The sequence below is a fragment of the Burkholderia sp. Cy-637 genome (assembly GCF_011753175.1).
Classification (GTDB): Bacteria; Pseudomonadota; Gammaproteobacteria; order Burkholderiales; family Burkholderiaceae; genus Burkholderia; species Burkholderia gladioli.
In genome coordinates this window covers 1-9,762 of record NZ_VWWC01000220.1, presented here as the reverse complement: position 1 = coordinate 9,762, position 9,762 = coordinate 1, and the positions used below count along the sequence as shown (strand labels likewise).

The 9,762-nt window shown below is 70.3% G+C and carries 11 protein-coding genes; 5 read left to right on the top strand and 6 right to left on the bottom strand.

Annotation, left to right across the window (positions count from 1 at the left end; translation table 11 throughout):
- Together F3J10_RS32245 and sodB are read left to right on the top strand one after the other, a co-directional pair.
- Nucleotides 1-283 (top strand): exodeoxyribonuclease VII large subunit (locus tag F3J10_RS32245; RefSeq protein WP_275691718.1); only part of this gene is annotated, 283 nt, incomplete at its 5' end.
- A 263-nt stretch (nucleotides 284-546) separates the two neighbouring features.
- Entirely contained in the window at nucleotides 547-1,125 is a 579-nt protein-coding gene (gene sodB / locus F3J10_RS32240) for a superoxide dismutase [Fe] (protein WP_025098201.1), read from the top strand.
- A gap of 72 nt (nucleotides 1,126-1,197) precedes the next feature.
- Here the strand turns inward: sodB and F3J10_RS32235 are convergent, their stop codons facing one another.
- The gene (locus tag F3J10_RS32235; protein WP_167243785.1) at nucleotides 1,198-1,923 is read right to left on the bottom strand and encodes an SDR family oxidoreductase; all 726 of its coding nucleotides are present in this window, start codon (nucleotides 1,921-1,923) and stop codon (nucleotides 1,198-1,200) included.
- Nucleotides 1,924-2,067: 144 nt separating this feature from the next.
- On the opposite strand from F3J10_RS32235, the gene F3J10_RS32230 reads away from it, so the two are divergent.
- Complete coding sequence (locus tag F3J10_RS32230) at nucleotides 2,068-2,976, top strand: AraC family transcriptional regulator (protein WP_167243784.1); 909 nt, start codon at nucleotides 2,068-2,070, stop codon at nucleotides 2,974-2,976.
- Nucleotides 2,977-3,029: 53 nt separating this feature from the next.
- Here the strand turns inward: F3J10_RS32230 and surE are convergent, their stop codons facing one another.
- Nucleotides 3,030-3,812, bottom strand: coding sequence for a 5'/3'-nucleotidase SurE (gene surE / locus F3J10_RS32225; protein WP_096750311.1), 783 nt, complete (start codon nucleotides 3,810-3,812; stop codon nucleotides 3,030-3,032).
- Nucleotides 3,813-3,985: 173 nt separating this feature from the next.
- The gene (locus F3J10_RS32220; RefSeq protein ID WP_025098197.1) at nucleotides 3,986-4,693 is read right to left on the bottom strand and encodes a Crp/Fnr family transcriptional regulator; all 708 of its coding nucleotides are present in this window, start codon (nucleotides 4,691-4,693) and stop codon (nucleotides 3,986-3,988) included.
- A gap of 74 nt (nucleotides 4,694-4,767) precedes the next feature.
- On the opposite strand from F3J10_RS32220, the gene F3J10_RS32215 reads away from it, so the two are divergent.
- Both F3J10_RS32215 and F3J10_RS32210 read left to right on the top strand, forming a co-directional pair.
- Nucleotides 4,768-5,295 (top strand): Mpo1-like protein, encoded by a 528-nt coding sequence (locus F3J10_RS32215; protein ID WP_025098196.1) that lies wholly within the window; start codon nucleotides 4,768-4,770, stop codon nucleotides 5,293-5,295.
- Between the two features lie 5 nt (nucleotides 5,296-5,300).
- On the top strand, nucleotides 5,301-6,344 hold the full coding sequence (locus F3J10_RS32210; RefSeq protein WP_025098195.1) for a 2-dehydropantoate 2-reductase: 1,044 nt from the start codon (nucleotides 5,301-5,303) through the stop codon (nucleotides 6,342-6,344).
- A gap of 32 nt (nucleotides 6,345-6,376) precedes the next feature.
- On the opposite strand, the gene F3J10_RS32205 is transcribed toward F3J10_RS32210, so the two are convergent.
- The 3 genes from F3J10_RS32205 to F3J10_RS32195 form a co-directional block, all read right to left on the bottom strand.
- Nucleotides 6,377-7,630, bottom strand: a complete 1,254-nt coding sequence (locus F3J10_RS32205; RefSeq protein WP_025098194.1) for an EAL domain-containing protein — start codon at nucleotides 7,628-7,630, stop codon at nucleotides 6,377-6,379.
- A gap of 198 nt (nucleotides 7,631-7,828) precedes the next feature.
- Nucleotides 7,829-9,262 (bottom strand): multidrug transporter subunit MdtD, encoded by a 1,434-nt coding sequence (mdtD, locus tag F3J10_RS32200; RefSeq protein ID WP_167243783.1) that lies wholly within the window; start codon nucleotides 9,260-9,262, stop codon nucleotides 7,829-7,831.
- Between the two features lie 227 nt (nucleotides 9,263-9,489).
- Nucleotides 9,490-9,762, bottom strand: a 273-nt coding sequence (locus F3J10_RS32195) for a citrate/2-methylcitrate synthase (RefSeq protein ID WP_275691717.1), incomplete at its 5' end; no start/stop codon positions are given.

The following is a 9,762-nucleotide window of genomic DNA, read 5'->3' as shown; positions in this document are numbered from 1 at the left end:
CCTGTCGGTGACGGGCTTGTCGCAGCGGCTGGGCGTGGCACTGCGCCATCGCCACGAGCGCGCCGCCGCGCGCGTGGCGGGCTGCGCGGCGCGACTCGAGGTGCTGAGCCCGCAACGCACGCTGGAACGCGGTTACGCCGCGCTGATCGACACCCAGACCGGCCGCGCGGTGCGCGCGCCCGGCGCGCTGAAACCGCAGCGCCGCCTGACCGTGCACCTGGCCGAGGGCAGCGCCGACGTCTCGCTGGCCGACGTGCAGCCGCGCCTGGACGAGAACTTCTGAGTCTCGGCGCGGCGGCTCGCGACATGCCGCATTCACGGGACCGGTTCATGCTCGTCTCCATCATGCAGCGAGCGTGATACCGGATATCGGGAAACTGTCGAACCCGGGCGCCGATCTTGCGTCTCGCCGTTATCGCACCATCCCTGCCGGTCGGACGGAGGCGGGCGATTTCGAATACCCGCGAGTTTGCGGGGTTATTCGGTCTCGCCTACAATCGGACGCTCTGCAGGCCCTAGTCCCCCACATACTTCAAAGGAATCGCCATGGCTCATACGCTCCCGCCGCTGCCGTACGCTGAAGACGCGCTCGCTCCGCACATCTCGGCAGAGACGATCCAGTTCCACTACGGCAAGCACCACCAGACCTATGTGACGAACCTGAACAACCTGATCCCGGGCACCGAGTTCGAGAACCTCTCGCTCGAGGAGATCGTGAAGAAGTCGTCGGGCGGTATTTTCAACAACGCCGCGCAAATCTGGAATCACACCTTCTTCTGGAACAGCCTCTCGCCGCAGGGCGGCGGTGCGCCGACCGGCGCGCTGGGCGACGCGATCAACGCCAAGTGGGGTTCGTTCGACGCCTTCAAGGAAGCCTTCACGAAGACGGCCGTGGGCACCTTCGGTTCGGGCTGGGCCTGGCTGGTGAAGAAGGCCGACGGCTCGCTCGACCTGGTCTCGACCAGCAACGCCGCCACGCCGCTGACCACCGACGCCAAGGCGCTGCTGACGATCGACGTGTGGGAACACGCCTACTACATCGACTACCGCAACGCACGTCCGAAGTTCGTCGAAGCGTTCTGGAACATCGTGAACTGGGACTTCGCCGCGAAGAACTTCGCGTAAGTCACGGCAGGTTCCGTTCGATTCGAAAGCCCTCCTCGCGAGGGCTTTTTCATTTTCGAGCCGCCGGCTGCGCTACCAGGCCTGCGGGCCGTATTCGTCGAAGAACCGCCCGGTGGGGCCATCCTCGTCGAGCGTCGCGAGCCGCACCGCGGGCGTGGCGCCCTGCTCGACCGTGCGAGGCCCCGCGTGGTCGTTGAAGTCGGTGGCCACGTAGCCCGGGTCCGCCGAGTTCACCTTGATGCCGAACTCGCGCAAGGCATTCGCGAGCGAGACCGTCACGCCGTTGAGCGCGGCTTTCGAGCTGTTGTATCCGAGGTGGTTGAAGCCGCTGTAGCGGCTGGTGAAATCGGACGTGAGGGTGAGCGAACCGAGCCCGCTGCCGACGTTCACGATGCGCGCGCAACGCGCCGCCTTCAGCAGGCCCAGGAACGCCTGGGTCACCCGCACCGCGCCGAACACGTTGACCTGGTAGGTCGCCAGCATTTGTGTCGTCGATTCCTCCAGCGCATGGGCGCGCGGCCCCAGGATGCCGGCGTTGTTGACCAGCGCGTCGAGATGGTCGGTCTGCGCGGCCAGGGCGCGCGCCGCCCGGGCTACGCTCTCGTCGTCCGCCACGTCGATCTCGAGCAGGTGCACATCCATGCCGGCTTGCTTCAATTCCTGCACGGCTCGTTCTCCGCGCTGCGCGTCGCGGCATCCCATCCAGACGGTGTAGCCGCGTTGTGCCAGTTGCCGGACGATTTCTCGTCCGATGCCCTTGTTCGCGCCGGTCACGAGGGCGGTGTGTCGATCGTGCATGAGGGGACCTCCTTGGGAAAGTGCTCCCATGCTAGGAGGGCGACCCGCGCGGCACGCGTCCGATCCTGTCAATGACTTGCCCGATTCTCTCAATCGCCCGGTGCCGAGCTTGTGGGGGCGAGGGGGGCGAACCATACTCGCTGCATGGAACGATATCTATCCGAATTGCGCGAGGGGCTGCTGCGCCACGCGCAGGGGCGCCGGACCGACACGGCCATCGCGCGCGTGTCGCTGTCGCGCGGACAGGCCACCACGGGCCCGTTGGCGGGGCTGTACGAACCGATGCTTTGCCTGGTCGTGCAGGGCGCGAAGAGCGTGATCGTCGGCGACCGGGTGCTGGACTACGACCCGGGCAACTGCTTCGTGACCGCGGTGGAAGTGCCGGCCACGGGCCGCATCGTCGAGGCCAGCCGGCAGCGGCCTTACCTGGCGATCAGCCTCGTCTTCGAGCCGGCGATCGTCGCCGAGCTGCTGGCGCACCTGCCGCAGGTGCGCGATGGGGAAGCGGGGGTGAGCTTCGCCGTCGAACCCGTCTCGGCGGCCCTGCTCGACGCCTGGGTCCGCATGATCCGCCTGCTCGACCATCCCGCCGAGATTCCGGCCCTGGCGCCGCTGATCGAGCGGGAAATCCTCTTCCGTCTGCTGCAGGGTCCGCATGCGCGCGTGCTGCGCCAGATCGCGCGCGCGGATGGCCGGCTGTACCGGATCCGGCGCGCCGTCGCCCGCATTCGCACGCGCTACGACCAGCCCTTGCGTATCGAGGAACTGGCGGAGCTGGCCGGCATGAGCCTGGCGACCTTTCATCGCCACTTCAAGGCGGTGACGACCTTGGCGCCGCTGCAATACCAGAAGATCGTCCGGCTGCAGCAGGCGCGCCGGCTGCTGATGATCGAGAACCGCGCCGTCACCGAGGCGGCCTTCGCGGTCGGTTATGAAAGCGCTTCGCAGTTCTCGCGGGAATACGCCCGGCAATTCGGCGCGTCGCCGGCTCAGGACGTGGCTCGGCTGCGCTCGGCCGCCGCCGTGTTCGACGAGGCCGCGGCCGGCCCGTGACGCTCGCCGGCGGGCGAGCATGTCGCGAGCGCCGATGAGCGTGGCCGCGCCGCTCAGCCCGCCAGCTTCTGCGCGAGCCGCGCGCGGGCCGTATCGTGGGTGCGCTCGAACTTGAGCGGCGTGACCGTCACATGGCCGGCGCGCAGCGAGGCGGTTTCCGAGTCGGGCGCGTCGTCGCGCGGGCCGCGGCTGAGCCGCAGCCAGTGATAGTCGAGCTCGCGCGGATCGGTGCGCGACACCACCTCGATGCCGCCGAGCAGGCCGATGCCCTGCTGCGTCACCTTCAGCGAACCCACCGCGTCGGCGGCCACCGCCGGGAAGTTCACGTTCAGGCAGGCATCGCGCTCCCAACCGGCTTGCGCCAATTGGCGGATCACGCCGGCCGCGTGCGCGGCGGCCGTGCCCCATGGCACCGCGTTGCGATCGGCGAAGGCCTGGCTCAGCGCGATGGCGGGGATGCCGAGCAGCATGCTGGTCATCGCGGCGCCCACCGTGCCCGAGAACACCGTCTCGGTGCCCAGGTTGGCACCGCGATTGATGCCCGAGAGCACCAGCTCGGGCGGTGCCTCGCGCATCAGATGGCCGGCCGCGACGGCCACGCAGTCGCCCGGCGTGCCGCGCACGGCGAAGCGGCGCTCGCCCTCGCGATGCACGCGCAGCGGTTCGTGCAGGCTGATCGAATGCGAGGTGCCGCTCTGGTCGGCCATCGGCGCGACCACCCAGACCTCGCGCGCCAGCGTGGCGGCGACTTCCTCCAGCACCTTCAGGCCCGGCGCGTCATAGCCGTCGTCGTTGGTGAGCAGGATGCGTTGGAAGATCGGGCTGGCTGGCGACATCGTTCGAGGCCTCGCTGGAAGAGTGGATGAGATGAGACGCGGCGCGCGTGGTGCGTGGTGCGTGGTGCGTGGTGCGTGGTGCGTGGTGCGTGGTGCGTGGTGCTGCGAAGCGGCCATGCTAACAAGTTCCGCGCCTCGGGATCGCGAGGCGCGCCCGGCCCGCCGGCTCGCGCTCAGAGCGCGCGGCCGATCTCGCCGCTGGCGGCGCGCAGCGCGTCGCGATCGAGGATCTCGATTTCGCCGACCTGCACCCGCACGATGCCGCGCGCGGCCAGCTCCCTGAGCAACTGGTTGGTGGTCTGGCGCGTGAGCGAGGCGAGCGCGGCGAGCTTCTCCTGCGAGAGCCGGATTCGCGTGTGGCCGGTGCTGATCCCGCCATAACCCTCGGCGATCATCAGCAGGCGCGCGGCCAGCCGTTGCGCGGCCGGCATCACGCTGATCGCCTCCACGGTCAGGAACGACAGGCGCAGCTTCTGCGCCATCAGGAGCCCGAAGTGTCGCCAGTAGCGCGGTTCGGCCTCGAGCACTTGCTGCAGTGCAGCTTGCGCGAGATGCAAAAGTCGTGTGTTCTCCACGGCAATCGCATCGTGCGTGCAGGGCTGGCCGTCGAACAGGGAGATCTCGCCGAACCAGGTGGTCGGCTCGAGAACGGTCAGCAGGGCCTCGCGTCCGTCCGGATCGACCGCGCCGATGCTGAGCGCGCCGGACAGCACGGCATACAGGCCGCAGGGCGGGTCGCCGCGCCGGAACAGGGTCTCGCCGGCGACGAGTTCGCGCGGCGTGGCGAGATCGAGCAGGCTCGCGCGCAGCGCGTCGGGCAGTGCGCGGAACCAGGGGTTCGCGTCGAGTCGGGGGAGCAGGTCGGCGGGCGGCGCGGGCATGGGGGATGTCGGGTAGCTGACAGCGTAGGCGCTGGGCAAGACGCATGATAGCGCTCGTCAAGGAGGCAGACACGATGAAGACACTGACCGATCAACTCGCCAACTACGCCGCGTATCACCGCGATACGCGCAATATCCTCACACACCTGTTCGGCATCCCGATGATCGTGGTCGCCGTGGCCGTGCTGCTGTCGCGGCCGGTGGCCGGCACCCTGGCCGGCATCGCGCTGACCCCGGCGCTGCTGCTGACGGTGGCCATCGCGATCTACTACCTGCGGCTCGACCTGCGCTTCGGCCTGGCCATGAGCGTGCTGCTGGCGCTCACGCTATGGCTGGCGCGAGAGCTGGCCGGCGGGAGCACCGCGCTCTGGCTCGGTTCCGGGATCGGCCTGTTCCTGCTCGGCTGGGTGATCCAGTTCGTCGGCCACGCCTTCGAGGGCCGCAAGCCGGCCTTTGTCGACGACGTGATCGGCCTGGCGATCGGGCCGCTGTTCGTGGTGGCCGAGGTGGCGTTCGCGATGGGCCTGCGCCGCGCGCTGCGTGACGAGATCGAACGACGCTCGGGCCCGCAGCGTCACGGGCCGCGCGGCGCGAGCGCCTGAGCCGGGTGACCAGGATCGCCGTGTTCGGCGCGGGGGCGATCGGCTGCTACATCGGCGGCCGGCTCGCCGTCGCCGGCGGCGACGTGCGCTTCGTGGGGCGCGCCGCGACCGGCGAGATGCTGCGTGAACACGGCCTCACGCTGAACGACTACCTGGGCCGCGAGGCGCAGGTCGCGCCCGAGCGCATCGCCTTCGACACCGATCCGCGCTCGCTGGCCGATGCCGAGGTGGTGCTGGTCAGCGTCAAGTGCACCGCCACGCCGGCGGCGGCGGCCGCGCTCGAACCGGTGCTGCGCCCCGGCACGGTGGTGATCAGTTTCCAGAACGGCGTGCGCCAGGCCGATGCGCTGCGCATCGCGCTGCCGGCGCGCACGGTGCTGGCCGGCATGGTGCCCTTCAACGTGATCGCGCGCGGCGACGGCCTGTTCCACCAGGGCTCGGGCGGGCAACTGGTGGTGGAGGCTTCGCCGCATCTGGCGAGGATCGACGAGGTGTTCGATCGCGCGGTGCTGCCGCTGCGGCACAGCGAGGACATCCTGGCCGTGCAGTGGGCCAAGCTGCTGCTCAATCTCAACAATGCGGTGAATGCGCTCTCGGCGCTGCCGCTGCGCGAGCAGCTCGCGCAGCGCGACTACCGGCGCTGCCTGGCGCTGGCCCAGCGCGAGGCCTTGCGCGTGCTGCGCCGCGCCGGCCTGCGGCCGGCCTGGCTGACCCTGCTGCCGCCGGGCTGGATGCCGGGGCTGCTGTCGCTGCCCGATGCGCTGTTCTCGCGGCTGGCGAACTCGATGCTCGAGATCGATCCGCTGGCGCGCTCCTCGATGGCCGACGATCTGTCCGCGGGCCGCTCGACCGAGATCGACTGGCTCAACGGCGAGATCGTCCGGCTCGCCGCCGAGATCGGCATGGCCGCGCCGGTCAATGCGCGGCTGCGCGAGCTGGTGCAGTTGGCCGGGCGCGATCGCGCCCGCAAGCGCTGGCGCGCCGAGGTGCTGCTGCACACCCTGCTCGATGCCGCCGGCGAGGCGCCCACGCCGCCCGAGCCCGCCTGAGCAAGATGCCCGCCGGCGTCGTCCCGATCAGATCACCAGTTGATGTCGACGCACAGCACCTGCATGCCGTCCGCGCCGGGCGCGGCCACCGAGGCGGTCACGCACAGGTGCGCCTCGTTGATCGACAGGTAGGGCGGCGTCACGCGCACGCGGCCGGGCGCGCGCATCGCGTCGATGAAGTAGGGGCGTCGCTCCCAGCTCGCGCCTTCCGAATGCAGCAGCGGGCGGAAGCGCTTGGCGCGCTGCGAGCTGCGGATGCTCGGCAGCACGTTGTCGCCGATCTGGTGGCCCGAGGCGTCCAGCAGGAAGCAGCGCGCCGCGTCGGGCAGGGCCAGCAGCGCGGCGGTGGCTGTCTCCACGTCCTGGCCGGCGCCGAGCTGGGTGCTGGCCTGTTCGAGCGCGCTCAGGTACGGCGCGAGACGCGCCTGCTGGTTGCGCTCGCGCTCGGCCACGCGCAGCCGCAGCGCGGCCGACAGCGTATCCATGCAGCCGGCGGCGGCCTGCGGCTGCACCGGCTCGACGCTGGGCCCCGAGAAGTAGGTGCCCTGCACGAAATCGACATTGCATTCGAGCGCGATCAGCGCCTCGCGCTCGGTCGACAGGCCGCCCATCAGCACCAGTTGCCCCGATTCGTGCAGCAGCGAGACCAGCCCCGGCAGCACGCGCTCCAGATGCGAGTGCTCGCTGGCCTGGGCCAGGATGCCGCGATCGAGCGTGACGATGTCGGGATGCAGGTGCCAGACGCGGTCGATGTTCGAATGCTTGGCGCCGAAGCCGCCCAGCGCGATCAGGAAGCCGGCCTTGCGCAGCCCGTCGACGATCGCGCCGAAGCGCGGCGTGTCGCCCCCGGCCTGCTCGGGCACCTCGAGCACCACGCGCTGCGGCGGCAGGCCCAGCGCCTTGAGATTGGCCAGCAGCGCGTCGCCGTAGATGGTGTCCATCAGCGCGGCCGGGTGCAGGCTCAGGAAGAGCCATTCCTCCTGGCTGTCGAAGGCGTGGAAGTTGCCCAGGTGCAGCGATTCCGCCAGCCGCCCCAGCTCCAGCAGGTCGCCGCGCCGCGCCGCCTGCGTGAACACCTCGTGCGAGGGCACCTGGGCGCCGTCGCCGCCATGCGCGCGCAGCGAGGCGTGATAGCCGATCGCGCGCCGGTGCGAGACCGAGAACACCGGCTGGAACACGCTGAACACGGTGTAGTCGCCGTACAGCACGGTGCGCCGGTTGCCGTCGTCGCCGGCGACGGGGCGCGGCGGCTGGAAGCCGGGAGGATCGATGTCGATCATGGTCATCATGGTGGCGGCCGGGGAGAGGGTGACAGTTTACCTAGCGCACGTGAAGGAGCAAGAAGCATGCGCGGCAGGTGCCGTCCGTCGCGGCGGGTTCGGGGCGAGGGCGAGGGGGCCGGCCGGCCCGGCGCGGGCCTGGATTGCACCGCGGCGGTGCATCGCGGGGCGCGCCGCGCACCCGCGCGGCCCCGTTCGCGCCGCTCAGGCGCGTTCCGAGGGATCGGTCTTCTTGGTCGCGCCGCGCACGTCCGGCGAGAGCTGGGCGAAGATCCAGGCCGAGCCGGCCGTGATGATGCCCACGCACAGGAAGGTGGCGTGGAAGGCCGGCAGCGTGTGGGTGGGGGTGACGCTGCGCATCACGCCGGTGAAGGTGGCCAGCAGCGCGCCGGCCACCGTCACGCCCAGGCTCATCGACAGCATCTGCACCAGCGAGAACAGGCTGTTGCCGCTGCTCGCGCCGCCGGTGCCGAGGTCCTTGAGGGTGAGCGTGTTCATCGCGGTGAACTGCATCGAGTTGAAGCCGCCGAAGATCGCCAGCTGCAGCACCTGCAGCCACAGCGGCAGGCGATCGCTCATCAGCGCCATGCTGGCCATCAGCAGCCCGACCATCACGGTATTGGCCAGCAGCACCTTGCGGTAGCCGTGGCGCGTGATGAGCCCGGTGATCACGCGCTTGGAGAACATCCCGGCGGCGGCCACCGGCAGCATCATCAGGCCGGCCTCGAAGGCCGAGTAGCCGAGGCTGACCTGCAGCAGCAGCGGGATCAGGTAGGGCATCGCGCCGCTGCCGATGCGCGCGAACAGGTTGCCGAGCAGGCCCACGCTGAAGGTGTGGATCTTGAACAGCTCGAGCGAGAAGATCGGGTTCGGCGCGCGCACCGCGTACAGGCCGTAGGCGACGAACGAGGCCAGGCCGAGGATCATCAGCACCAGCACGGCGGCGTGGTCCATGCCGAGATCGGCGAGGCCGTCCAGCGACAGCGACACGGCGATCATGCCGGTGGTCAGCAGCAGGTAGCCGCGCAGGTCGAAGCGGCCCACCGAGGGATTGCGAGAATCGGGCATCGAGTAGTAGGTGGCCAGGCAGCCGACCACGCCGACCGGCACGTTGATCAGGAAGATCCAGTGCCAGGAGGCGATCTTGACCAGCCAGCCGCCCAGCGTGGGGCCGATCAGCGGGCCGATCAGGCCCGGGATCGCGACGAAGGACAGCGCCGGCAGGTAGCGCTCGGCCGGGAAGGTGCGCAGCACCGCGAGCCGGCCGACCGGCAGCAGCATCGCGCCGCCCACGCCCTGCGCCACGCGGAAGGCCACCAGTTGCGGCAGCGTGTGGGCGTTGGCGCACAGCAGCGAGCTGGCCGAGAAGATCAGGATCGCGCTGAAGAACACGCGGCGCGTGCCGAAGGTGTCGGCCAGCCAGCCCGAGACGGGGATCATCACCGCCATCGTCAGCGAGTAGGCGATCACCACCGACTGCATGCGCAGCGGCGATTCGCCGAGGCTCGCCGCCATCGAGGGCAGGGCCGTGTTGACGATGGTCGCGTCCAGCGTCTGCATGAAGAAGCCGGTGGCCACGACCCACAGCATCACGGTCAGGGACGATTCGCTCGGCGTGGCGGCGGGAGGACGGGACATGGCGGGGCTCGGAGTCGCGGACAGCCGTCATTGTAGGAAAAGCGTGACGGATGCGCAGCCGATTCGGGGGCGGATGATCGAGGCGCCGGGCCTGCGACGCGATGTTTCGGGCTCCTGATGCGCGGGGATCACCACCTTCGGGGCGTAGCGGGTGCCGTCAGGTCGATCGGCGCGATGCCGACCCGGCCGGCGCGGGAATGCATCGAGCAACGTCGGTGCGAGCGGCATCACGCGCCGGCCGGGTCGGCGTCGAGCGGATCGACGCCGACATATCGCGCGCGCGGCCGGATCAGCTTGCCTTCGCGCTGCTGCTCCAGCGCGTGCGCGATCCAGCCCGCCGCGCGCCCGGCGGCGAACAGCGTGAAGGCGGCGCCCTCCGGCAGCGCCAGCACGCGTTCGAGCAGCGCCAGCGCGAAATCGACGGTCGGCCGCTCGCCGGTGGCGGCCGCCACGCCTTCCAGCACCGCCAGCGCGCTGCGCAGCGCCTCGCGCGCCGCGGC

What these genes read in the sequence shown, in the direction of transcription:
- F3J10_RS32205 (WP_025098194.1), bottom strand. Translation starts at nt 7,630, where the DNA reads ATGACCATGATCGACATCGATCCTCCCGGCTTCCAGCCGCCGCGCCCC.
- F3J10_RS32215 (WP_025098196.1), top strand. Translation starts at nt 4,768, where the DNA reads ATGAAGACACTGACCGATCAACTCGCCAACTACGCCGCGTATCACCGC.
- F3J10_RS32235 (WP_167243785.1), bottom strand. Translation starts at nt 1,923, where the DNA reads ATGCACGATCGACACACCGCCCTCGTGACCGGCGCGAACAAGGGCATC.
- F3J10_RS32230 (WP_167243784.1), top strand. Translation starts at nt 2,068, where the DNA reads ATGGAACGATATCTATCCGAATTGCGCGAGGGGCTGCTGCGCCACGCG.
- surE (WP_096750311.1), bottom strand. Translation starts at nt 3,812, where the DNA reads ATGTCGCCAGCCAGCCCGATCTTCCAACGCATCCTGCTCACCAACGAC.
- sodB (WP_025098201.1), top strand. Translation starts at nt 547, where the DNA reads ATGGCTCATACGCTCCCGCCGCTGCCGTACGCTGAAGACGCGCTCGCT.
- mdtD (WP_167243783.1), bottom strand. Translation starts at nt 9,262, where the DNA reads ATGTCCCGTCCTCCCGCCGCCACGCCGAGCGAATCGTCCCTGACCGTG.
- F3J10_RS32220 (WP_025098197.1), bottom strand. Translation starts at nt 4,693, where the DNA reads ATGCCCGCGCCGCCCGCCGACCTGCTCCCCCGACTCGACGCGAACCCC.